The sequence below is a fragment of the Geodermatophilus sp. SYSU D01105 genome (assembly GCF_054050095.1).
The window spans coordinates 20,964-41,886 of sequence record NZ_JBJGYR010000022.1 but is presented as its reverse complement, the minus strand read 5'-3'; the positions used below and the strand labels follow the sequence as shown (position 1 = coordinate 41,886).

23 protein-coding genes are annotated in these 20,923 nt (G+C 72.7%); 10 read left to right on the top strand and 13 right to left on the bottom strand.

Annotated features, from left to right (window positions below):
* The first annotated feature begins 168 nt into the window (after positions 1-168).
* The 3 genes from ACI79I_RS19445 to ACI79I_RS19435 are packed head-to-tail and all read left to right on the top strand — an operon-like array spanning position 169 to position 3,496.
* Entirely contained in the window at positions 169-636 is a 468-nt protein-coding gene (locus tag ACI79I_RS19445; RefSeq protein WP_456993957.1) for a hypothetical protein, read from the top strand.
* Positions 633-1,985 carry an SMODS domain-containing nucleotidyltransferase gene (locus ACI79I_RS19440; protein WP_456993956.1) on the top strand — a complete coding sequence of 451 codons (1,353 nt, stop codon included), beginning with the start codon at positions 633-635 and terminating at the stop codon, positions 1,983-1,985. The genes ACI79I_RS19445 and ACI79I_RS19440 overlap by 4 nt, the downstream gene beginning before the upstream one ends.
* On the top strand, positions 1,982-3,496 hold the full coding sequence (locus ACI79I_RS19435; protein WP_456993955.1) for a hypothetical protein: 1,515 nt from the start codon (positions 1,982-1,984) through the stop codon (positions 3,494-3,496). Before ACI79I_RS19440 ends, ACI79I_RS19435 begins: the two co-directional genes overlap by 4 nt.
* A gap of 411 nt (positions 3,497-3,907) precedes the next feature.
* Here ACI79I_RS19435 and ACI79I_RS19430 read toward each other — a convergent pair whose 3' ends face one another.
* Positions 3,908-4,255 (bottom strand): recombinase family protein, encoded by a 348-nt coding sequence (locus ACI79I_RS19430; protein ID WP_456993954.1) that lies wholly within the window; start codon positions 4,253-4,255, stop codon positions 3,908-3,910.
* Positions 4,256-5,078: 823 nt separating this feature from the next.
* Here ACI79I_RS19430 and ACI79I_RS19425 point away from each other — a divergent pair.
* Positions 5,079-5,876: an endonuclease domain-containing protein gene (locus ACI79I_RS19425; RefSeq protein WP_456993953.1), complete on the top strand. Its 798-nt coding sequence runs from the start codon at positions 5,079-5,081 to the stop codon at positions 5,874-5,876.
* A 294-nt stretch (positions 5,877-6,170) separates the two neighbouring features.
* Positions 6,171-6,734 carry a dihydrofolate reductase family protein gene (locus tag ACI79I_RS19420; protein ID WP_456993952.1) on the top strand — a complete coding sequence of 188 codons (564 nt, stop codon included), beginning with the start codon at positions 6,171-6,173 and terminating at the stop codon, positions 6,732-6,734.
* A gap of 450 nt (positions 6,735-7,184) precedes the next feature.
* Here ACI79I_RS19420 and ACI79I_RS19415 read toward each other — a convergent pair whose 3' ends face one another.
* Genes ACI79I_RS19415 through ACI79I_RS19405 form a run of 3 tightly spaced genes read right to left on the bottom strand, consistent with a single transcriptional unit; the run spans position 7,185 to position 9,259 of the window.
* Entirely contained in the window at positions 7,185-7,622 is a 438-nt protein-coding gene (locus ACI79I_RS19415) for a VOC family protein (RefSeq protein WP_456993951.1), read from the bottom strand.
* On the bottom strand, positions 7,619-8,839 hold the full coding sequence (locus ACI79I_RS19410; RefSeq protein ID WP_456993950.1) for an RNA polymerase sigma factor: 1,221 nt from the start codon (positions 8,837-8,839) through the stop codon (positions 7,619-7,621). Before ACI79I_RS19410 ends, ACI79I_RS19415 begins: the two co-directional genes overlap by 4 nt.
* A gap of 9 nt (positions 8,840-8,848) precedes the next feature.
* On the bottom strand, positions 8,849-9,259 hold the full coding sequence (locus ACI79I_RS19405) for a YciI family protein (protein ID WP_456993949.1): 411 nt from the start codon (positions 9,257-9,259) through the stop codon (positions 8,849-8,851).
* Between the two features lie 383 nt (positions 9,260-9,642).
* Between ACI79I_RS19405 and ACI79I_RS19400 the strand changes: the two genes are divergently transcribed.
* The gene (locus tag ACI79I_RS19400; RefSeq protein ID WP_456993948.1) at positions 9,643-11,475 is read left to right on the top strand and encodes a GmrSD restriction endonuclease domain-containing protein; all 1,833 of its coding nucleotides are present in this window, start codon (positions 9,643-9,645) and stop codon (positions 11,473-11,475) included.
* Between the two features lie 7 nt (positions 11,476-11,482).
* Here the strand turns inward: ACI79I_RS19400 and ACI79I_RS19395 are convergent, their stop codons facing one another.
* A complete protein-coding gene (locus ACI79I_RS19395) occupies positions 11,483-11,959 on the bottom strand; it encodes a DoxX family protein (protein WP_456993947.1) in 477 nt (158 codons plus the stop codon).
* A 264-nt stretch (positions 11,960-12,223) separates the two neighbouring features.
* Here ACI79I_RS19395 and ACI79I_RS19390 point away from each other — a divergent pair, with 264 nt between their 5' ends.
* A complete protein-coding gene (locus ACI79I_RS19390; RefSeq protein WP_456993946.1) occupies positions 12,224-13,681 on the top strand; it encodes a protein adenylyltransferase SelO in 1,458 nt (485 codons plus the stop codon).
* Positions 13,682-13,887: 206 nt separating this feature from the next.
* Positions 13,888-14,580, top strand: coding sequence for a response regulator transcription factor (locus tag ACI79I_RS19385; RefSeq protein WP_456993945.1), 693 nt, complete (start codon positions 13,888-13,890; stop codon positions 14,578-14,580).
* Positions 14,581-14,613: 33 nt separating this feature from the next.
* Here ACI79I_RS19385 and ACI79I_RS19380 read toward each other — a convergent pair whose 3' ends face one another.
* A complete protein-coding gene (locus ACI79I_RS19380) occupies positions 14,614-14,832 on the bottom strand; it encodes a hypothetical protein (RefSeq protein ID WP_456993944.1) in 219 nt (72 codons plus the stop codon).
* A gap of 45 nt (positions 14,833-14,877) precedes the next feature.
* Complete coding sequence (locus tag ACI79I_RS19375; RefSeq protein WP_456993943.1) at positions 14,878-15,846, bottom strand: zinc-binding dehydrogenase; 969 nt, start codon at positions 15,844-15,846, stop codon at positions 14,878-14,880.
* An 80-nt stretch (positions 15,847-15,926) separates the two neighbouring features.
* On the opposite strand from ACI79I_RS19375, the gene ACI79I_RS19370 reads away from it, so the two are divergent.
* Positions 15,927-16,439, top strand: coding sequence for a DinB family protein (locus ACI79I_RS19370; RefSeq protein WP_456993942.1), 513 nt, complete (start codon positions 15,927-15,929; stop codon positions 16,437-16,439).
* A 7-nt stretch (positions 16,440-16,446) separates the two neighbouring features.
* On the opposite strand, the gene ACI79I_RS19365 is transcribed toward ACI79I_RS19370, so the two are convergent.
* The 6 genes from ACI79I_RS19365 to ACI79I_RS19340 all read right to left on the bottom strand — a co-directional run bounded on the left by ACI79I_RS19365 (position 16,447) and on the right by ACI79I_RS19340 (position 19,643).
* Entirely contained in the window at positions 16,447-16,575 is a 129-nt protein-coding gene (locus ACI79I_RS19365; RefSeq protein ID WP_456993941.1) for a hypothetical protein, read from the bottom strand.
* Positions 16,572-16,931: a hypothetical protein gene (locus ACI79I_RS19360; RefSeq protein ID WP_456993940.1), complete on the bottom strand. Its 360-nt coding sequence runs from the start codon at positions 16,929-16,931 to the stop codon at positions 16,572-16,574. Before ACI79I_RS19360 ends, ACI79I_RS19365 begins: the two co-directional genes overlap by 4 nt.
* Positions 16,932-17,006: 75 nt before the next feature.
* Positions 17,007-17,288, bottom strand: a complete 282-nt coding sequence (locus ACI79I_RS19355) for a phosphatase RsbU N-terminal domain-containing protein (protein ID WP_456993939.1) — start codon at positions 17,286-17,288, stop codon at positions 17,007-17,009.
* The gene (locus tag ACI79I_RS19350) at positions 17,285-17,671 is read right to left on the bottom strand and encodes an STAS domain-containing protein (protein ID WP_456993938.1); all 387 of its coding nucleotides are present in this window, start codon (positions 17,669-17,671) and stop codon (positions 17,285-17,287) included. Before ACI79I_RS19350 ends, ACI79I_RS19355 begins: the two co-directional genes overlap by 4 nt.
* Positions 17,668-18,567 (bottom strand): STAS domain-containing protein, encoded by a 900-nt coding sequence (locus ACI79I_RS19345; protein ID WP_456993937.1) that lies wholly within the window; start codon positions 18,565-18,567, stop codon positions 17,668-17,670. Before ACI79I_RS19345 ends, ACI79I_RS19350 begins: the two co-directional genes overlap by 4 nt.
* Positions 18,564-19,643 carry a sigma-70 family RNA polymerase sigma factor gene (locus ACI79I_RS19340; protein ID WP_456993936.1) on the bottom strand — a complete coding sequence of 360 codons (1,080 nt, stop codon included), beginning with the start codon at positions 19,641-19,643 and terminating at the stop codon, positions 18,564-18,566. The genes ACI79I_RS19345 and ACI79I_RS19340 overlap by 4 nt, the downstream gene beginning before the upstream one ends.
* 460 nt (positions 19,644-20,103) lie before the next feature.
* Here ACI79I_RS19340 and ACI79I_RS19335 point away from each other — a divergent pair, with 460 nt between their 5' ends.
* Positions 20,104-20,793, top strand: coding sequence for a prepilin peptidase (locus ACI79I_RS19335; protein ID WP_456993935.1), 690 nt, complete (start codon positions 20,104-20,106; stop codon positions 20,791-20,793).
* Positions 20,794-20,923: the final 130 nt, after the last annotated feature.

Sequence of the window (20,923 nt, the reverse complement as noted above, 5' to 3'; positions counted from 1 at the left end):
GACCGAACCGTCGTCCTGGCGTGCTGGCGCAAATGGTGTCGGTCGCTTCCAGTCCGATCAGCAGCCTAAGATCGTTGCAGCGCCATATATAATGGCTCTATGAATCAAGGATCGACACCGCTAGTCGCTGCCGCCATTACGGCGAGCGGAGCGATTACAGTGGCGGTCTTGTCGGCTGTCTTCGCCTACTTCGGGGAGAAGCGGACGCGGCGGCGTACGCTCTATGGCGAGGCCTATCGGGCGGCGTTGGCCTGGCGTGAGATGCTCTACCGGATCCGTCGCCGCCGCAGAAGTGACGATGCCGAGGATGCCCTGATCACTGCCTTCCGTGACCTGCAGCTGGATATCGACTATCACACCGGCTGGATCGGCAGCGAGTCGAATTACGTGCAGCGGTCATACGCCTGCCTTGTCAGGCAGGTGAAGGCTGTCACCAGTCCGCTCATCCAGCAGGCCTGGGACGCGAGCCCGCCAGCTCGGCCCTCGTGGTCCGATCCTGACGCCGAGCACCCGGATGTCTCAGCGGCTGCCCGTAGCTTCCTCTTCGACGTCCGCTGTCACCTGGCATGGTGGCAGCTCCCCAAGCTGCTGGTCGTCCTCCGAAACCGGGAGTGGCTCAGGAGGTCTCAGGCGTGAGTTCGCTGCCCGACCAGTTCGCCGGCTTCATCGACAACATCTCGCTCCGCGAGCGGCAGGTCGAGCGGATCCAAAGCGCGACCACTGCTCTTGGGGCATACCTGCGTGAGGCGTTCGATCTCAACGCCAGCGCCGTCTTCCTGCAGGGCTCCTACGCCAACGGCACTGCCATTAAGCCGTCGGAGGGCGGCGAGTACGACGTCGATGTGGTCGTCGTCTCGGCCGCGGAGGAGAACAGCGCCACCAGTGCCCTCAGGGCCCTCGAGGACACCCTGGCCTCACATGGGCGTTACAAGGACCGCATTGAGGCCAGAACGCCGTGCGTTCGACTGAAGTATGCCGATGACGCCATCGGCGGCTTCCACGTCGACGTCGTCCCCGTCCGGCCGCACGCGGACGACGGTGCTCCGTTCGAGGTGCCGCGCCGTGGCGAAGGCTGGCATGGCACCGCTCCGCAGGAGTTCACCCGGTGGTGCGCCGCCCAGGGCGATGCCTTCGCCCGTACGGTCAAAACCCTGAAGCACTGGCGCAGCCGGCAGCAGGACCGGGCCGCCATCAAGTCGATCCTGCTGCAGGTGCTTGTCAGCCGCCACATGCCGGTCGGCGTGTCGGATGACGCCGAGCGCCTCGCGCTGACGTTGAAGGGACTGGCCCAGGCGCTGTCCGGCCTCGATGAAGTGCCGGTCGTGACGAACCCCGTGCTTGCCGGCGAGAACCTGGCGCGGCGTTGGACCAAGAAGGAGATGGCCAACTTCATCAGTCATCTCGATGACGCTTCGGCCGCCGCCCGTAAGGCGCTCGACGCCGATGACGACGCGGAGTCGACGGAACTGTGGCAGGCCTTGCTGGGCGACGACGTCTTTCCGCTGCCCCACGCCACGGCGCTCGGCGTGCGGTTGGGAGACCGCAGTCATGCCAAGCGGCCGGAGGACAGGGGCTGGTTCGAGGCCTACCACCCCGCGTACGCGATCACGCGCACGGCTACCTACCAGCGAGGCCGCGACTGCCAGCGTCGGCGTTACCGCGACAACGACCGCCTGCTGTTCCCCGAGCACAAGTTGCGCTTTCTGGCGGAGGTCACAGGCCCGACCGGGGGCGAAATCTGGTGGCGTGTCATCAACACCGGCGGCCATGCCCGCCATGAGGGCGGGTTGCGCGGGGACTTCTTCAAGGCCAAGCAGCTCGGGGGAGCGCCGAGTCGAGACGAGCGCGAGAACTGGGAGGCGGTCTCATACACCGGCTCCCATGTCATCGAGGCCTTCTTGGTAGTCGGGACGGCGGTGGTGGCCAAGAGTGAGCAAATGCGTATCAACATTTACAGCCCGAAGTGGCGGCACTGGCTGCCATGAGCATGGCGGTCCTGAAAGGCTCTCGCGAGGGTCGACATCCCGGTGGCAGATACGGTCGCCCGCCGGAAGACGGCCCGGATTCGCCCTTGTTCGCGCAGGGGGCGCCGCTCCGCAAGATGCGGGTGGTGCTCGACGCTGCGGTCGGCGCTAGTACGGCTCAGGACAAGCTGCATCTCTTACTTGGCCTGCTGACCCATCCGCATATTGAGCTGTATCGCTACGCCGACGACGGACCGCCCGCCGATGCGCCACGCCGGTCGATTGACTGGCTCGGAGAAGTGGTGCCAGGTTGGATCGCGCTGGAGGAGACGCCCGAATCCCTGCGTGACTTCGCCGTGACGTACGCAGATGAGGACGGCGTTGCTCAAGGGGCAGTGATGGCTCACCACTTTATGGAGCTAGCGCGGGGTGACGGTGAAGCGGTCAGCTACCGGGAGCTCCCGGCCGGCGTTGCCGCGACGCGGCGAGCAGCCGACGTCTTGGCCGCGCGGGTGGTTGACGCCGCGCATGCCGACGTGTTCATCACCGAGCGGTCATATCTCTTCGAGGACCGGCGGTTCGCGCCGACGCGGGGCATCACCGTGCTGCGGCCGCTGGACGCCCTGCCGCTCATCGGCCTGTATCTGCGCCAGCAGGGTGAGTACATCACCTGGCGGTCTGCGGACGGCCATGGCATGGCGACCTTCAACCGCGGCCTGTTCTACTGGGTGGCCACTCGGGCGCTGCTGCCTGAGGGCTGGCGTTGGATGACCGCTTGCGTGCGGGAGTCCACCGCCAGCGGCGACGACACGCTGACCTTTCATGCGCAGTCCCTCCTGCAGCGCGTAGACCAGGCCCTACGGGCGCGGGACGAGGCCTTCGCTGCCCTGAATGCGCCGCAGAACAACGACACGGCTGACGATGCGCTGGCTGCGCTCGATCGCCTGCTGCTTCTTCTGATGGCGGCGGTGGATGTCAGCGCCCGTGTGGCCCACATGGTGCTCGGCCTGTCCGCCGGCGATCTCTATCAAGCATCGTGGAAGCGAGGCGGACGGTGGGAGCGCGAACTACGGCGCCACCACCGGCAGCTGTCTGATCTCACGAAGTCGGCTGCCTACGGTGATGTCCTAGCCATCTTGCGGCTACTCCGCAATACCGTGCATGGTGCCGCACTGACGCCGCTGGCCGTCAGCGACGGTTCGTTCCGTGGTCCGACCGACACGCTCGTCGCGCTGCCGAGCGCAGACGCAACGACGCTGCTGGAGTGCGCTGACCGACAAGGCGGACGGGCTGCCTGGGGCATGAAGGAGCTTATCCCCGGTCAATTGCACGCCGACATCGACGTCCTGATCGAACGTCTGCTGCCCGCGGTCATTGGGTTCCTCAATGAAGCGATGCGGCTAACCCCGGTTGAGCGGTTACTGCACGCCAACTTAACGGCGGCTGATGCAGCGCCAGCAGTCAGCAATGATCTCGACGCCTTCTCGGAGCTGAATCGACGCTTGATCCTCTGGCAGCTCGGTCTTGCCTAATGTCGCCCCCATGGCTTGCGCATGCGGACGCCAACGTCCTTGAGGGTTTGCCGCACCGTATCGTCGTAGCAGCCGTAGCGCTCTGCCAACCGCTGGAGTGACCAGCCCTCGCCGTACAGCCGGACCGCTTCGTCGACCCGTTCGGGTGGGAGTCCAACCCGCCGCAGCGTGTCGCCGACCCGGTGGAGGTGCGCGGCCACGGTCGTCCGGTGCAGACCCCAGCGGGCGGCGCGAAATGATTATGTCGTCATCGGCCTGGTACTCGGCGACCAGTTGATCAACTTGCTCCCGTGTCCAGCCGGCGCTGCTTCTGCTTTGGAGGCTTGTCGCGGTGTGGTCGTTGGCGGAGCAGGGTGGGTACGGCCTTGGCCAGCCGTCGGAACCGGGACGCTTGGTTCGAGCTACCTCCCTTTAGGGCCCACCACAAGGGACTCGAATCCCCGACAGGGTCGTTGGCAGAGCAGATCCAGGCGATGTCAGCCCCGCGTCACGTAGTGCTGCGGGTGCCGTGCAGGCGGGAGTATCGCTGCCCACGGCAGCTCGACGTCCCATAGCCCCGCCACTCGTCTCGACGCTGACGCCGTGGCGCTCGATGAGCTCCAGGAGGTCCTCGATCTCCCGCGGCGAGCGGTGCAGCCCCTCAGGCGCCCAGGCGAGCACCGTCTGGACCTCACCGGTCACGATGGCGGCGGTGAGCCGCGGGTAGGCAGGTTGCCGCGCGACTCCACCCGCAAGGCCGTGTCTCGAGGCATCGCTCACGACGCAGCTGCTGACGAGACGCCATCAGTGGACACCTCGAGGCTGGCTGCCCACGACATATGACCTCGACCGACCCCCGCCTTTCCGGAAAGCGAAACTCGGTTCAAGGCCGAGATCGGAGTCGTGAGGCGTTGTGACCTAAACGATAGAAATGGTCTCGGATGGTCGGATTCAGCCAATCTAGTACCGATGCGTGGCTAATCAGCCACGCATCGCCCGGAATGTCCGCTAATGCGGCACGTCCGCGCACATCGCAATCCCCACTTTTGCTCGACGAGCTGGCGGTACGGCCCGAGGTAGATGCAGATCGCGCTGACGAAGACGCTGACGAGTGGGTAGCCTGCAACGGCGAACCAGCCCGACATGTGCACCTCTTACAAGGAATGGGAGGGCCGCACATGCTGGCACTACGTCGACGCTCACGCCCCGCGACCGACACGGATCCATCGAGACGGCCGGACGGTGCACCGGCGCGGCATGAAGTCGCGGAGCGCGCCGTCCGCCACGGCTGCTACCAGCCCACAGCAGGCCACTTTCCACTCTCGAACCCGGTGCAGCCCCACGAGGCACTCGTTGGTCGCGGTCCGCCGCTTCCGTCGAATTACCCCTGTCGCCCCACTTCCCCCCGGGAATCCGAGCGAGGATGTACGTATGACACGCGTCGCCCGGATTAACAACCCGGGGTCGGCCGGAAAGGTTGCCGATCGGTGCGTCGCGGACATCGCGTCACCCGATTGCTGGCTTGCGCGCAGCGGATTTCTCGGCTATCTCTTCCAATGTGAGCGACCGCTGCAAATGGCGAGAGGAGCGGTGTGAAAGAGGCGTGTACTACAAGAGTCGCGGCCTCTGCAAAATGCACTACTCGGCCGCCTGGCGACGTGGCGTCCTCGACAGGCTCTACCCCAAGCCGGAACTACCGGCCGTGTGCAAGGTGGACGGATGTGAGCGGCCACGGCGCTCGAAGGGCTATTGCCACAGTCATTACGTTCGCTTCGAGTACAGCGGTCTCAGCGGGCCGCCCGGGCCGTCCCCGCATCGGCTGGCCGACGTCGACTTGGACGCCGAGACGGCCACCTGCTCGGTATGCGGTGAGGGCACCCCAGTGCTCATCTCCCGCCGGCGGGGAACAGGGGAGCGCTACGCCCGGATGTGCCTCAGCCGCTACCCCGGCGTGCGGGAGCGAGCCCGCCAGTGGCTGGCCACCAACACCAGCTGGGCCCTCACGGACGAGGAACGCGCCGCCATGTTGGCGAAGCAGGGCGGCGTCTGTGCGAACCCGAGCTGTGGAGCGCCCGACTCCGGTCGCTCACGCTGGACCCGTCTGGCGACCGACCATGATCACTCCTCGAGCGCGGACAACGTCCGCGGACTGATCTGCCGGCGCTGCAACGGCGCGATCGGCATGGCCCCGGGCGACAATCTGACGGGCGTCTTGGGCTTGGCCGTCTACCTGGCCGCCTACGAGAGACCAGACCTCGCGGCTGACCTCATGCGGCTGCGCGCGGCCGTCGCCGACTGCGCGTCGCCGAATGGGCCTGATGGCGTAAATGGAGCCGCCTGGGGATCGACCAACCCTGGGCAACCTTCCTCCGTCGACTCGTGTGTCGGCGGAGAACGCTGACATGCCGGGGGCACAGCGGGGGCACGCGAGGATGACCATCCATGACATGTGTGGCCGATTACAGCAAGTGATCGCTGCAGCTCATAAGGGCTGTTGCGCAACGATGAAGAGGAATCCTTGCCTGCTTGACAATTCCCGGCGTACAGGCCGACTCGTCCGTCGCCCGCCGCTGACCTGGACCATGCGGTCAGCGGGGGCGGTGGTGGTCAACCGGCCCTCGGTGTGGCCTGACCGATGAGTTCTCCGCGCCCTGCTGGTCGGTACGCCGAACACCGACCCACGGGAGGCCTCGCGATGCGGAAACTGACCTTCGGCATGAACCTGAGCCTGGACGGCTACATCGCCGCGCCCGGCGACGACCTCGGTTGGAGCGTGCCGAGCGACGAGCTGTTCCAGTGGTGGTCCGACCGGGTGGGGGCGACGGGCCTGGCGCTGTACGGGCGCAGACTGTGGGAGACGATGAGTTCCCACTGGCCGACCGCCGACCAGCAGCCCGGCGCCACACCGGCGGAGATCGAGTACGCCCGCCGCTGGCAGGACATGCCGAAGGTGGTGTTCTCCTCCACGATCAGCACGGTCGACGGGAACGCCCGCCTGGTCACCGGCGACGCGGTCACCGAGATCACCCGGCTCAAGGCCGAGGATGGCGGCCCCATGGACATCGGCGGCGCCACCCTCGCCGCGGCGGCGATGCGGGCCGGGCTGATCGACGAGTACGTGCTGGCCACCGCACCGGTCCTGGTGGGCAGCGGCACGCCGTTCTTCACGGCCCTGGACAACTGGGTGAACCTGAACCTGGTGGAGACCCGGACGTTCCCCGACGGCGTGGTCCTGACCAGGTACGAGACCAGGCACTGAGTGCCCGACGGTCCCTGAAGCCGCCTCCGGGGACACGTGGCAGGCCGCGATCGACCGCTCGCCAGCGACTGCCCAGTCCGCACAGACTCCGCAACTCGGCCGCGAACCGCCAGCCGTGGCTGTGCGCCGCCAACGGCACAGCCGCTGTTCCAGGGGCGGATCCACCGGAAGCCGACGATCGTCGACTCGACCGTCACGGCTCCCGGCGTACAGGCCGACTCGTCCGTCGCCCACCTGATGACCTGGAGGGGTGCGGTCAGAGGTCCTGCTGCGCCCCGCCGTCCGACGTCCCTAGGGGTCGACGCTGAGCGGTCCCCCCACGGTCGGCCTCCGCGCGCCCGGTCGGCACGGCGGAACGCTGTGCGCTGCGGCGGGGTTCCACGCGATGGAACCCCGCCTCGACGCACGTCCTCCGACTCCTCCGGCGCCTGCGCTCGGGCGGGCGGGCCCTCAGCCGAGCTGCTCGGCGAGCATGACGATGATCCCCTCCGGGCCGCGGACGTAGCAGAGCCGATAGCTGTCCTCGTACCGCACGACCTCACCCACGAGTTCCGTGCCGCGGGCACGCAGACCGGCCACGGTGGCGTCGATGTCGTCGACGGCGAAGGCGACCCGGCGGATGCCCGGGGTGTTCGGCGGCGCGCCCCGGTCGCCGGTCCGCGCAGGTGGGGAGTGGAACTGCATCAGCTCGAGCCGGCCGTGACCGTCCGGGGTCTGGATCATCGCGACCTCGACGCGGACGCCCTCGAGCGCCACGACGCGGTCCACCCAGTCGCCTTCGACCGGCCCCCTCCCCAGGAGCTCGAGCCCGAGCTCGACGAAGAACCCGGTCGCGGCCTCGAGGTCGTCGACCACGATGCCCACGTTCTCCAGCCGCTGGATCGTCATGCGGGTCCCCCTCCTCCGGACGAGGTGCCCTCCGTGGTCCCGGCCCGCGCGCGGGCGGCCTGGCGGACCAGGTGGTCCCGCTCGGCGACGTCGGTGGCGCGACGGGCGGCCTCCGCGTACGCCGCGCCGGCGGCCGACAGGTCGCCGGCGAGCTCGTGCAGGTGGCCGCGGACGGCGTGCCACCGGTGCCGCTCGCCGAGCACCTCGCGCAGCCGGTCGGTCTCGCGCAGTCCGGCGGCGGCGCCGAGGACGTGCCCGACCGCGACCGCGCGGCCGAGCACCGCGGCGGGGTCCTGGCGGACCGGGTCGTCGCTGAGTGCGACGAGGTCGTCGTACCAGGCGAGGATCTGTGGCCAGTCGGTCTCCTCGGCGCTCGCGGCGTCGTCGTGCAGCGCCGCGATGGCGGCCTCGACCTGGTAGCGGCCGGGACGCTGGAGCGCCAGCGCCGACTGCAGGACGCGCACGCCCTCGGCGATCTGGCGGGTGTCCCACAGGCCGCGGTCCTGGCGGTCGAGCGGGACCAAACGTCCCTCCGCGTCCCGTCGCGCCGGGAGGCGGGCGTGGTTCAGGAGCATCAGCGCGAGCAGCCCCCGCGCCTCCGGCTCCTCGGTGGCGAGGGTGAGCTGCCGGGCGAGCCGGATCGCCTCGCCGGCCAGGTCCACCCGCCCCGAGTGGCCGGCCGTGTAGACGAGGTAGAGGACGCGCAGCACGACGGCGAGGTCTCCGGGGGAGTCCAGGCGGCGCCCCTGCAGGGCGCGCTTGGCGCGGCTGATCCGCTGCGCCATGGTCGCCTCCGGCACGTAGAAGGCGTCGGCGATCTCCCGGGTGGTGAGGCCGCCGACGGCGCGCAGGGTCAGCGCCACCTGGGAGGCGGGGGCGAGGTCGGGGGAGCAGCAGCAGAAGAGCAGGAAGAGGGTGTCGTCGCCCTCCTCGGTCGTGGCGGGTCGCGGCTCGGCGTACGTCGCCTCCTCGCGGCGGGACCGGGCGTCCTCGCTGCGGCGGGCGTCGACGAGCCGCCGGGTGGCGACCGTCGTCAGCCACGCGCGCGGGTCGCGCGGCGGGTGCTCGGGCCACACCCGCAGCGCCTCCAGCAACGCCTCCTGCAGCGCGTCCTCGGCGGCGTCGAAGTCCTCCCCGCGCCGGACCAGGCCCGCGAGCACCCGGGGGACGAGGGCGCGCAGCGCGCCCTCGTCCAGCGGTCGCGTCGGCTCGTCCACGACGTCGGGTCAGTCGTCCGACGGCGGCCCGGACATGACCTCCCGGACGTCGATCCACTCGTACAGCGGCCCTCCGCCCGGGCCGGGCTCGGAGGAGATGTGGGCCGCGATCTCGAGCGCGCGCTCGCGTGACTCGACGTCGACCATGTACCAGCCCGCCACGAGGTCACTGGTCTCGGGCAGCGGCCCGTCGGTGGTGACCGGCGCGGCGTCCGGACCGCCGTAGCGCACCCACGTCCGGACCGGCGTGAGCGCCTGCACGTCGACGAGCTCGCCGTTCTCCTCGAGCAGCTCGTTGACGTGCCTCAGGAAGGCCATGTGCGCCTCGACGTCCTCGGGGGCCCACTGGTCCATCGGGGGGAAGGGACGGTGCGGCTCCGGGCCGCCGCGGTAGTGCTTGAGGAGCAGGTACTTCGGCATGGTGGTCTCCGGGTCTCGTGGGCCGCGCCTGTCGTGGCCCTCACCTGGTGAGCGGAGCCGGTTCCGGGTTCTCGACATGCAACCACCCGTCCGGCGCAGGGATCCTCGGCGCAGCCGGTCCGGACCGGGGGGACGGCGGACGGCGGACGCGGTGCCGGTCCCCAGACCTGGGGGTCCCGGGCCGCTGCTCCCGAGGCGGCCGGCTGCGCGAAGACGCAGGTGACGGCTGGGGTCCCTGGGGCGCGCGGGGGGAGGGGCGCCCCGAGCCGTGCTTCCCGCGCGCCGCCCGCGTGGGTGACACTCCGCCGGGCTCGGCACCGGTCCCCGACGGGGTGGGGACGACGAGCCACGGGGAATCGGGGGCACACGTGTTCGAGCCGGCCGTGAGTGCGATCTTGGCCCACCACGAGAGCAGGTCCGGCAACACGCTCATGCGGCGGGCCGCCGAGCAGGCCGTGGCGCTGGGCTACCAGCCCGTCCCACCGGGAGGCAGCGGCCAGGCGCGGTACATCCGGCTGGTCCTCGACGCCCGGTGGGCGAGCGTCCCGGTGACGCTCTACCTGGAGGGCAACCGGCTGGTCGCCAACGGCAAGCAGGTGCGCGCCTTCGCCGCCTCCCTGCCCGGGGCCGTGCCGACCCCGCGGGACGTGCAGTTCCCGCTGGGCACGGTCGAGCAGCAGGTGCTGGAGGCTGTCGCCACCTGGGCCGACGCCCGCGCGGTGCGCCCCGGCGAGGCCGCACCGGTCGCCGCGGCTGCGCCGCCGGCCGGCCGCCCCGCACCGACGAGTGCACCCGCCCCGGCCCGGGGAGGGACCGCGGCGGGTCCGCGCCGGCCGGCCGTCGTCGCCGCCGTCGTGGCGGTCCTGGTCCTGCTCGGTGCGCTGAGGGGCGGGGCGGGCAGCGCCCTCGTCCTCGGCGGGTCCGCCGTCGCCGCCGTCGGCGGGATCGCCCTCGTCCGCGGGCGGGCTCCCTGGGTCCGCATCGCCACGCGCGGTGTGGGCGGGGCCGTCGCGGCCGGTGGCCTGGCGCTGGTGGTCGCCGGCGGCACGCTGCTGCCGACCCCGACCGCCGCCACGGCCCGCAGCGAGCAGCTGCCGTCGGCGGCCGCCCCGGCGTCGGCGAGCCCATCGGCCTCGGAGGCGGACACCGCCGCCGCCGAGGCCGCGCTCATGGAGGCCGAGACCGACGAGCGGGCCGTCGCCGGGGTCGACCGGACGACCGGGCTGCTGTCCGACGGCGCCACGCAGACCGCCGTGCAGGAGGCGGCGCGGACCTCGGCGCTGGCCGCCCTGGCCGCCGTCGAGGTCAAGGGCCGGGCGCCGCGGACCGGGTACGACCGGGACCTGTTCGGCAACGGGTGGGTGGACACCGACCGGAACGGCTGCGACACCCGCAACGACGTCCTCGCCCGCGACCTGACGGGGGAGACGGTCAAGCCGGGCACCCGGGACTGCGTCGTCCTGACCGGCACCCTGGCCGACCCCTACTCCGCCAGGACCATCGCCTTCCAGCGCGGGCAGGACACGAGCGACGACGTGCAGATCCACCACGTCGTCGCGCTGTCGGACGCGTGGCAGAAGGGCGCCCAGGGCTGGGACACCGCGCGGCGCACCGCCTTCGCCAACGACCTGCTCAACCTGCTGGCCGTCGACGGCCCGCTCAACATGCAGAAGGGCGACGGCGACGCGGCCACCTGGCTGCCGCCGAACACCGCCTACCGGTGCGCCTACGTCGCCCGGCAGGTGGCGGTGAAGGTGAGCTACGGGCTGTGGATGACCCAGGCGGAGAAGAACGCCGTCGCCACCGTGCTCACCACCTGCCCCGACGAGCCGCTGCCCGGCGGCGTGGTCGCCGCGCTGCCCGAGCCCGCACCGGAGCCGGAGAGCTCCCCGGCTCCCCGGGTCGTCCCGGTGCCGGTCCCCGTCGAGGAGCCCGACACCGACGTGGTCCCGGTGCCCGTCCCGGTGCCGGCACCGCGACCGGCCCCCGCTCCGGCCCCGGTCCCCGCACCGGCCCCCGCTCCGGCCCCGGCCCCCGCTCCGGCCCCGGCCCCCGCTCCAGTCCCCGCACCGGCCCCGGCCCCCGCGCCCGACGCCGGCGTCCACTACCAGAACTGCGATGCGGTACGGGCCGCCGGCGCTGCGCCCATCCGCCCGGGGGACCCCGGCTGGCAGCCGGAGTTCGACCGGGACGAGGACGGCGTCGGCTGCGAGTAGGTGCCGGTCAGGCTCCGCGGTGTGACCGGCGGCGGAGGCGCCGGGCGACCAGGTGGTCGACCCCGAGGCGGCCCGAGCCGGTCACCGCGAGCACGAGGCTGAGCAGCCCGAGCGTGATGACCAGCTCGGGGCCGTTGTGGTCCATGGCGAACAGGCCGCTGGTGTGCACGAAGACCCAGGCCCCGACCATGTTCAGCGCCATGACCACGCCGACGATCGGGACGGCGGCGCCGACGATCATCGCGATCCCGCCGACGAGCTCGAAGAGCACGTTGGCCGGGCCGGTCACGCTGCCGAGCGGGACGCCCGACTGCTCGAACAGCCGCCCGACCCCGCTCAGGCTGCCGCCGAAGTCGTACTCGAGCTTGGCGTGCGCCACCATGATCACGCCCAGGCCGATCCGGGCGAGGAGCAGGACGACGTCGCGGGCGGCCTGGGTCAGGCCGGTGTCCCGGGTGAGCGGGGTGCGGTCGGTGATGGTCATGGTGGGGGTCCCTCCGGGGTGTCGGCCTCCCGGGCGGTCGCCCGCGGGGCCTCACCAGGACGACGAACGAACGGTCTCCGTTTCGACCTCGTCGCGGACGCGAAGTCATCGGCGGGATCGAGCCGGTCGGTGCGCGAGCGACCGTAGGAGTTGGAGTGCGCTCGAGGTCAACGGGTGCTGGAACGACCTCGTCGAGGCCTCGGGCCAGGGACGGGGAGACGGCGCCGCGGAGCCGGTCCGCGGCCGCGTACGTACCGTGGTGGGGTGAGCCTCGCCCCGGCATCGGCCGTCGTCCTGCACGACTCCTTCGCCCGCGAGCTGCCGGAGCTGGCGATCCCGTGGCGAGCCGCGGAGGCGCCGGACCCGCGGCTGCTCGTCCTCAACGACTCCCTGGCCACCGAGCTCGGCCTCGACCCCGCCGCGCTGCGGAGCCCGGAGGGCATCGGCCTGCTGGTGGGCACCTCCCTGCCCGCCGACGCCCACCCCGTGGCGCAGGCCTACGCCGGGCACCAGTTCGGCTGGTACTCCCCGCGGCTCGGGGACGGCCGCGCGCTGCTGCTCGGTGAGCTGGACGGCCCCGACGGCCTGCGCGACCTGCACCTCAAGGGGGCGGGCCGCACGCCGTTCTCCCGCGGGGGCGACGGGTTGGCCGTGGTCGGTCCGATGCTGCGCGAGTACGTGGTCAGCGAGGCGATGCACGCCCTGGGCATCCCCACGACCCGCTCGCTCGCCGTCGTGGCGACCGGCCGCCCCGTGCGCCGCGAGACGATGCTGCCGGGCGCGGTGCTCGCCCGCGTCGCGCGCAGCCACCTGCGCGTCGGCAGCTTCCAGTACGCCCGCGCCACCGACGACGTCGACCTGCTGCGCCGCCTCGCCGACCACGCGATCGCCCGGCACCACCCCCGTGCGGCGGAGGCCGAGAACTGCCACCTCGCGCTGTTCGAGGCGGTGGTCGCCGCCCAGGCGTCACTGGTGGCCCGCTGGATGCTCGTCGGCTTCGTGCACGGGGTCATGAACACCGACAACGTGACGATCTCCGGCGAGACCATCGACTACGGGCCCTGCGCCTTCCTCGACGCGTACGACCCCGCCACGGTGTTCAGCTCCATCGACGAGAGCGGGCGCTACGCCTACGGCAACCAGCCGGTCGTGACCGAGTGGAACCTGGCGCGGTTCGCCGAGGCCCTGCTGCCACTCCTGTCCGACGACCAGGAGCAGGCGGTCGCCCTCGCGGTCGAGTCGCTCGGCGCGTTCCGCGCGCAGTACGGCGACGCCTGGTCGGCCGGCATGCGCGCCAAGCTCGGCCTGCGCGACGGCCTGGACGACGCGGTGACCGTGCCCCTCGTCGAGGACCTGATGACCCTGCTGGAGCGCAACCGCGTCGACCTCACGTCGTCCTTCCGGCTCCTCGGCGCCGCCGCGCGCGGGGACGCCGAGCCCGTGCGCCGCCTGGTCCTCGACCTCGCGGGGTTCGACGCCTGGATCGAACGGTGGCGCGCCCTGGAGCCCGACGCCGACCTGATGGACCGGACCAACCCCGTCTACATCCCGCGCAACCACCTGGTGGAGGAGGCGCTCGCCGCCGCGACGACCGGCGACCTGGACCCGCTGGAGCGGTTGCTGGAGGTGCTGGCCCGCCCCTTCGACGAGCGCCCCGGCCTCGAGCGCTACGCGGCGCCCGCCCCCGACTCCGGCCCCTACGTGACCTACTGCGGGACCTGAGGCCGCGGCGGCACCCTCCGGCGGGCGTGCGGGCCGGGTACCGGAACGCGGCCGGATCGATACGCATCGTCCCGACGCGCAGCCGACCACGGTCGACGAGCAGGGACCTAGGTCACCAGTTCGGCCCGACCCCTTCCCTGCAACGGAACTCCCACGTTCCATGCTGGCGCGCTCCAACACCGGGGTGCCTGATCCACGGGGGAACCGTGCCGCTCGCCCAGCACCACCCGTACGACCGCTCCGCCTTCCCGCCCCCGCCGCGGGTGCTCGTCGTCGACGACCACCGCACCTTCGCCGAACTCCTCTCCGGCGCCCTGGAGGCGGCCGGGATGGAGGTCCTGGGGACGGCGCACTCCGCCGCGCAGGCCGTCGCGATGGCCGGCGACCTGCAGCCCGACATCGTCGTGATGGACATCGAGATGCCGCGCCAGGACGGGCTGTCCGCGACCCGCCGGCTGCGCGAGGTCGCCCCGGACGCCGTCGTCGCGGTGGTCACCGCGCACCGTGACCCGGAGTGGGTGGTGCGCGCCACCCAGGCCGGGGCGTCCGCGTTCATCCCCAAGGACGGCTCCCTGGCCGAGATGATCGACGTCCTCACCCGCGTGCAGGGCGGCCAGATGCTGGTCGCCCCGTCCACCTTCTCCGCCGGGGCGGTCCCCGGGGGCCGGCCGGTGCCGGTCAACGAGCCGCGGCCGAACCTGACCCGCCGCGAGCAGGAGGTCCTCGACTGCCTGGGCCGGGGCATGCAGGTCAAGGCCATCGCCCGGGTCCTCGGGATCACCCTGGAGACCTGCCGGGGCTACGTGAAGTCGCTGCACGTCAAGCTCGGCGTCCGGTCGCAGCTGGAGGCCGTCGTCAAGGCCCAGCAGCTCGGTCTGCTGTCCCCGGCTCCGGAGTGACCGCCGGCCGCCGGGGGGACCGCGCCGGCGGGCTCAGACGATCAACCGGCTGAGGACCTCCACCCAGGCCGACCGGACGGCCGGCGGCTGATCGGCCACCACCGTCCTGAGGTCGGCCTCCGTGGGGGAGCCCTCCCGGGTGATGACCTCGAAGCCGAGCCGGTCGACCAGGGTGCGGATCCGCTCGGTCGCCAGTCCGGCGTCGAGCAGCGGCTGGAGGACCCAGTCCGGGTGCGGCGCCTGGAACTCCACGACCCCACTTCGGCCGACGGCGCCGCGGTGGATGCACCGGCGTCGTCAGGGGACGAGCGCGAGCTTGCCGACGACCTCCCGGCGGGCGAGGCGGGTGAGGGCGTCTGCCGCCTGCTCCAGCGGCAGGCAGGTGGGCGCCGGCGGGTGCAGCTCCCCGTCCGCGACGCGGCCGAGCACGCCGGACAGGAGGGCGGTCGCCGCCCCGGGGTCGGTCCGCGCCCAGTCGCCCCAGTCGACGCCGACCACGCTGCGGTTGCGCAGCAGCACGATGTTGGCCGGCAACCGCGGGATCTCGCCGCCGGCGAACCCGAGCACGCAGAACCTGCCGCCGGCGGTCAGGGAACGGAGCGCCTCCTCGGCCAGCGCCCCGCCGACCGGGTCGACGACGACGTCCGCGCCGCCGCCGGTGACCTCCCGCACGCGGGCCTTGAGGTCGCTGTAGTCGAGGGCCACCTCGGCGCCGGCCGCCTGCGCCGCGGCCCGCTTGGCCGCGGTGGACGCCGCCGCCACGACCCGCGCGCCGGCCGCACGGGCGACGTCCACGGCGGCGAGGCCGATCCCGCCCCCGGCCCCGAGGACCAGCACCCACTCACCGGGGCGGACCGGCACGCGGTGGGCGAGGGCGAAGCTGATCGTGCTGTAGTTCTCGACCGCGGTGACGGCAAGTGCGGGCGCCAGACCGGCCGGGAGCGGGACGACCGCGGTGGCCGGTGCGACCAGATCGGTCGTGAACCCCCCGCCGGCCATCGACAGCACCACCACCGGGTCCCCGGCGGCGACGCCGGCCAGGTCCGGACCCACCGACCGCACGCGGCCGGCCACCGCCGTCCCCGGCGTGTAGGGGAGCGGCGGTCGCACCTGGTAGCGCCCCTGCACGATGAGCCCGTCGACGAAGCTGACCGCCGCGGCCTCCACGGCGACGGCGACCTCGCCCGGCCCCGGTCCCGGATCGGGCTCCTCCACCAGTGCCAGCCGGTCGACCGGGCCGAACTCCCGGCACACGATGCGTCGCACTGCGTCCTCCCGCGAGCCGCTCGAGGGTGCCGCCCCGAGCATGGAGCACCGCGACCGCGGCGGCACTACGGTCTCCGGGGGTGACCCCTCCCCGCACCCGCCCGCCCGGGATGGCCGACGAACGGACCCAGCTGCTCGGCTGGCTGGACCTGCAGCGCGCGCTGGTCCCCTACAAGTGCGAGGGCCTCTCCGAGGACGACGCCCACCGGTCGGTGCTGCCCACGTCGCCGGCGATGACCGTCGCGGGACTGGTCTCCCACCTGCGCTGGGTCGAGCACTGCTGGTTCGAGGTCCTCTTCCTCGACCGCCCCTCCGACGTCAACCCGCAGTTCGGCGACGTCCCGGAGGCCGACTTCCAGGTCGGTGACACCCCACTGCCGGTGCTGCTCGACGAGTACGCCCGCCAGTGCGCCGTCTCCGACGGCATCGTCGCCGAGTGGTCGCTGGACGCGCTGGGGCAGAACACGGAGTACGGCGCCGACGGCCTGACCCTGCGCTGGGTGCTCCTCCACGTCGTCGAGGAGGTCGCCCGGCACGTCGGGCACCTGGACCTGATCCGGGAGCAGCTCGACGGCGCCCGCGGGTACTACTGAACCGGCCTCAGCACCGGTGCCGGGGGTCGCGGGGCGGCGCTCCGCGGGAGGTGCGGGCGAAGGCGCGGGCGTACCAGATCGCCGTGCCGGCGGTGGCGACGGCCCACGCCGCCAGGGCCCAGGCCAGCGGGCTCACGACCACTCCCAGTCCGCGGCGGGCAGCCGGCGGGGGAGCGGCCGCTGCTCGGCCAGCGCGGCCCGCAGCCGCTCCGCGGTCCGGCGGCGCACGTCGGCCCGCTCGCGCAGCAGCGCGGCCAGCGCGGGGTCGTCGGCGCGCCCCGCCCGCCGCTCCAGCACCGCCGCCGTCTCGACGTAGACCGCCGCCTGCCGCAACTGCTCGATGAGGCCCGGGCCCGGATCCGGTCGCTGGGCCGGCCGTCGGCCACCCGACGCGACGCGGTCGCCGCACCCGGCCGGAGCTGCCGTCCTCGAGTGCACCGCCCCGCACCGCGGCAGCTGGTCCCCGTCGTCCTCGGAGCGTCGCGTCGTCACAGTGGCATCCCCTCGTCGACTTCCCGGACCGTCATGAGGAAGACGCGGCGGCCGCCGCGGGATGACGCGGAGGGGTCAGGAGGGGCCGCGCCGGGCCATGTCGTAGCTGGCCAGCACCTCGAGCAGGAAGGACGACGCCGACCGCGCCACCGCGGGCACCTCGTCGGCCGCGGTGTCCCGCAGCACCTCGGTGAGGACCTCGTGGTGGACCTGCACGACCTCCAGCAGGCTGCGCCCTGCGGCCAGCGCGGTGCGGCCGAGCTGGTAGCCGGCGGTGAGGGAGGTCTCCTCGTGCCGGGACAGGTACCTCAGGAACGCCGCCCGGTAGTCCCGCAGCAGGTCCGCGTGCCCGCTCATGCCCCCGGGACCGGCCGCGTCCCCAGTAGCCGGTCGAGCTCGGCGAGCCCCTCCTCCAGGTCCAGCGCGGTCGTCACCGATCCGGTGTCCATGCCGAGCTCGACCATGGTGTACGCGACGTCGGGCTGGATGCCGACGATGACGGTGACCGCACCGCGCAGCCGCGCCATCTCGGCGATGCCGCGCAGGGTCCGGGTGCCGAAGGAGTCCAGGACGTCGAGGGCGGCGACGTCGATGACGACGCCCCGGGCGCGGTCGCCGCCGATCCGCTCCACGAGGTCGCGCTGGAACCGCACCAGCTGCGAGTCGTCCAGCGCGGTGTGCACCGAGGCGATCAGGTAGGGCCCCTGCCGCAGGATCGAGAACAGCCGCGGGCCGGTCACGTCCCACCGCCCCCGTCGTCCCGGCTGACCGCGTACCCCAGCAGCCGCTCGGCCTCTTCCAGGCCTCCCTGCAGGTCGCCGATGGTGTTCATCTTCGACAGGTCGACGCCGATGGTGACCAGCGTCTGGGCGATCTCCGGCGACAGCCCGGTGATGATCACGCTGGCACCCATCAGCCGCGAGGCGTCCACGGTCCGCACGAGGTGGTTGGCGACCGACTCGTCGACGTCCGGGACACCGGTGATGTCGACGACCACGACCTTCGCCCGGTGCGTGCGGATGCCGCTGAGCAGCTGCACGGTCAGCTGCCGGGCGCGCTCGCGGTCGAGCATCCCGATGATCGGCAGGATGAGCAGCCGCTCCCGTACCGGCAGCACCGGGGTGGACAGCTCGCGGATGGAGTCCTGCTGCTGGCGGATCACCCGCTCGCGCTCCTCGACGAAGCTCACCGCGACGGTGTTGGCGATCCGGTTGGCGGCGGGCTCGTAGGCGTCGAGCACCCGGTTGAGCAGGGCGAAGTCGCGCTGGTACTTCTCGAACAGCGACCGGGCCAGGACGTCGCGCAGCAGCAGCACGATCCCGACGACCTCGTGGGTCTCCACGCCGCGCGGGATGATCCGCTCGGACAGGTCGCGCGCGTAGTGCTGCAGCGCCTCCACGCTGCCGGTCTCGAGCACCTCGACGTAGTTGTCGTAGACCAGCGTGGTCTCCGCGGCCATCTCCTGCGACGTCATCGTCTGCAGGAGGTGCGCCTCCTGGATGCGCCGGGCCCACTCCTGCCGCAGTCGTGTCCGGTGCTCGCGCAGGTGCGCGACCAGCTGCGGGAGCAGGCCGTCCTGGTCGAGATGGCCGTCCGCCGGCGCCGCGGTCACGGTCGGGTTCTCGTTCCGGGTCATGCCTCACCCCGCCACTTCGTCATCGTCACCGTCGTCCCGCGGCCGGTCTCGGAGACCACCGCGAACTCGTCCATCAGCCGCCGGGCGCCGGGCAGCCCCAGCCCGAGCCCCTGGTAGGTGCTGTAGCCGTCCTGCAGCGCCTGCTCCACGTCGGGGATCCCCGGGCCGGCGTCGCGGGCGACGATGGAGATGCCGCAGCGCGGCTCGGCCAGCTCGGTGACCACCACCTCGCCGGAGTCGGCGAAGCGCACGATGTTGCGGGCCACCTCGGACACGGCGGTGGCGATCAGCGTGATGTCGGTGGGCGAGAACCCCAGCCGGGTGGCGATCTCCCGCGCGGCCTGCCGTGCGGCGACGACGTCGGCGTCGGTCCGGACGGCGACGCGCACCTCGTCGTCCCGGGACCGTCCCCGCTCCAGCAGCGGCCCGGCGAGCCGCGAGCAGACCTCGCACTCCAGCAGGTGACGGGCCGCGTCGACCTCCCGCTGGCGGCGCCGGTCGCCGCTGGAGAGGGCCATGAGGACCGGCCGACACCGCTCGGTCGGCGGCTCCACCCGCTCGGACACCAGCAGGTACTCCACCCGGAGCCGGGCGCGGGTGCGGTTGAGCTGGGCGGCGACCGCCCCGGCCGTGGAGCCGAGCTCGGCGGCCAGCGAGCGGGTGTCCTGGCCGGCGACCTCGTGGGCGAGCAGCGTGGCGCGCTCGCGGTCGGACAGCCGGTCGAGCGCCTCGGCGACCGCCGCCCGGTCCTCCTGGGCGAGGACGTCCTCGTCCGGGGCCGGCGGGGGCCGCAGGTCGATGACGCGGTGCTGGTTGCGCCGCTGCCGGTCCTGGTCCCGCCACAGGGAGGCGACCACGTTGCGCGCGGTCACGATGGCGTAGGGCTCGAGCATGCCGGGCTCGATCCGGTCGGACGCGGCGAGCAGGCGGGCCAGCGTCTCCTGGACCAGGTCGTCGGCGGTGGCCGCGTCCGGGACGCGGGAGGCCACGATGCGGCGGACGAGCGGGATCAGGGCTGCGACGTCCGGAGACGCGCTGCCCTCGGCGGGGGTGCCCACCGGCTCGACGGCCGCCACCCGCCGGACGCTACCTCTGTCACCTCTGCCTCGGCGCGCGGAACGGTCCAGTGCAGCCCCCGGACCAGGACGTTCCGGATGCCGACGCCGCCGACGACGGTGGATGACGGTCGTGCCGGACCCGCGTTCTCCCGCGTCCCGCAGAGCTGAGGGCTGCCGGGTTCCCGGGCTCACCAGCGCGGGGAGCCGCCGCGTCACGCGCCACGCCCGGGCCGCCCGCCCGCGTCAGGGCGCGGGCCGGGACCCGTCTCCTCTCGTGCACCGCCGCCGCAGCAGCACGACGGAGACCGTCTGCACCACCGGACAGGGTCACGCTGCTGCAGAACCGAGGATCGCCGGCCGGCGGACCCCTGACCCCGGTCCGCCGGCCGGCCCCTGCCCGATGCGCGCACGGATCTCCCTCGACATGGTGAGGCCGGGCTCCTGGGGTGGGGGCCGTCGCCGTGCCATCGTCCCCGCCGTGGGAGAAGCGGGCCCGGGGAGCGTGATCGTCGCCGTCGTCGCGGCGGTCCTCGGCGTGCCCGTGGGGACGCTCATCGCCCGGGCCGTGGGCCGCTACCCGTGGCGGGCGCAGGCCCGCACCCGCGAGGTCCTCGGGCCCGGACGGGGCGCCGTCGGGCGGCCGTTCCTCGAGGTCGCCGCGGCACTGCTGTTCGGCCTCACGGCACTGCGCTTCGGGATCTCCTGGGAGCTCCCCGCGTTCCTCCTGCTCGCCACTGCCGGGCTGCTGTTGGCCGTGATCGACCTGCGGCACCGGGTGCTGCCCAACCGCGTGGTGCTGCCTGCCCTCGGCGGGTCGGCGGCGCTCCTGGTGGTCCCCGCCGCGGTCGAAGGGGCCTGGGTCTCGCTGCTGCGGGCCGGGGCGGGTGCCGTCGTCCTCTTCACCGTCTTCCTCGTCCTGGCGCTGGTCTCCCCGGGGGCACTCGGCATGGGCGACGTCAAGCTCGCCGCCGTGCTGGGCCTCTGCCTGGGCTGGCTCAGCTGGGGCGCGGTCCTCGCCGGGGCGCTGGCGGGGTTCGTCCTGCAGGCCGCCGTGACCCTCGGCCTGCTCGCCACGCGGCGCATCGGGCTGCGCGGTGAGCTCCCCTTCGGCCCGGCCATGCTGGCCGGCGCCGCCGTCGCCATCGGGTGGAGCGCGCTGCTGTCCTGACGGGGACTGACACCGGTCGCGCATCACGTGCGCGTGACCGGTGTCACGCGGAGTCAGCGGGGACGTCGAGGTACGCCCGGGAGAGGGGTGTGTGTCGGCCGACCGGGTGGATGCCCCTCAAGTCGGCGCA

Coding starts and splice junctions, on each gene's coding strand:
- ACI79I_RS19420 (WP_456993952.1), top strand. CDS start 6,171: ATGCGGAAACTGACCTTCGGCATGAACCTGAGCCTGGACGGCTACATC.
- ACI79I_RS19395 (WP_456993947.1), bottom strand. CDS start 11,959: ATGACCATCACCGACCGCACCCCGCTCACCCGGGACACCGGCCTGACC.
- ACI79I_RS19435 (WP_456993955.1), top strand. CDS start 1,982: ATGAGCATGGCGGTCCTGAAAGGCTCTCGCGAGGGTCGACATCCCGGT.
- ACI79I_RS19405 (WP_456993949.1), bottom strand. CDS start 9,259: ATGCCGAAGTACCTGCTCCTCAAGCACTACCGCGGCGGCCCGGAGCCG.
- ACI79I_RS19345 (WP_456993937.1), bottom strand. CDS start 18,567: ATGACCCGGAACGAGAACCCGACCGTGACCGCGGCGCCGGCGGACGGC.
- ACI79I_RS19355 (WP_456993939.1), bottom strand. CDS start 17,288: ATGAGCGGGCACGCGGACCTGCTGCGGGACTACCGGGCGGCGTTCCTG.
- ACI79I_RS19415 (WP_456993951.1), bottom strand. CDS start 7,622: ATGACGATCCAGCGGCTGGAGAACGTGGGCATCGTGGTCGACGACCTC.